The organism is Amycolatopsis sp. WAC 04197 (assembly GCF_003947475.1).
In the GTDB taxonomy this organism is placed as follows: Bacteria; Actinomycetota; Actinomycetes; order Mycobacteriales; family Pseudonocardiaceae; genus Amycolatopsis; species Amycolatopsis japonica.
Map to the genome: position 1 here is coordinate 1 of NZ_QHJK01000033.1, position 663 is coordinate 663.

General features: G+C 73.0%; 2 protein-coding genes and 1 pseudogene. All 3 read right to left on the reverse strand.

The window, feature by feature from the left end; translation table 11 throughout:
- The coding region (locus DMC64_RS43745; protein ID WP_370325917.1) for a hypothetical protein at positions 1–129 on the reverse strand (129 nt) is incomplete at its 3' end.
- 27 nt (positions 130–156) lie between these two features.
- A pseudogene (locus DMC64_RS43750) lies at positions 157–417 on the reverse strand (tetratricopeptide repeat protein); the annotation flags it as partial.
- 18 nt (positions 418–435) lie between these two features.
- Positions 436–663 (reverse strand): hypothetical protein (locus DMC64_RS42890; protein WP_199755280.1); only part of this gene is annotated, 228 nt, incomplete at its 5' end.

Here is a 663-nt window from a genome sequence, read left to right on the forward strand (position 1 = left end):
GCGATCCAGGGCCGCCCGTCCACGGCCGACCCAGGTGTCGGCGTCGTCCAACCCGAGCTCGATGGCCCTGCTGAAGTCGGCGTACGCGGCGTCGGGCCGCCGGAGCGCCAAGAGGGCTCCGCCGCGCACCGTGATGGCCAGCAGCGCCCCGGGGTTGAGTTCGATCGCCCGGTCCAGGTCGGCCACCGCCTCGACGGTCCGGCCCGCGAGCCGATGCAGGATGCCACGCAGTTCGAGGCCGTCGCTGTCGTCGGGGCGCGCGGCCAGGGCCACGTTCACATCGGCCAGCGCCTCCTCGCTCTGCTCGAGCTCATGCCTCACCCACGCGCGCTCGAGGTAGAAGTCGCTGCTGTCCGGGTCGAGGTCGATCGCCAGGGTCAGCTCCGCCAGCGCCTCCTCGTACCTCTTCAGCCTCCGTTTGACCTCGCCGCGGACCTACGGCACGCTGCTCGCCAGTTCGGCGGCGCTGTCCAGGTCGGCGGGCGCATCCTCCAGGCTGCCTGCGAACGGGCGCAGGAGGGCCCGGTGGAGGAACGACGGGGCGTGGTCGGGCTCCAGCTCGAGCGCCTGGTCGTGGTCGGCCAGCGCCTCCTGGTCGCGGCCTGCGCCGGTCAGGAGACGCCCTCGTTCGAGGTGGACCCAGCCGAGGCAGGGATCCAGCTC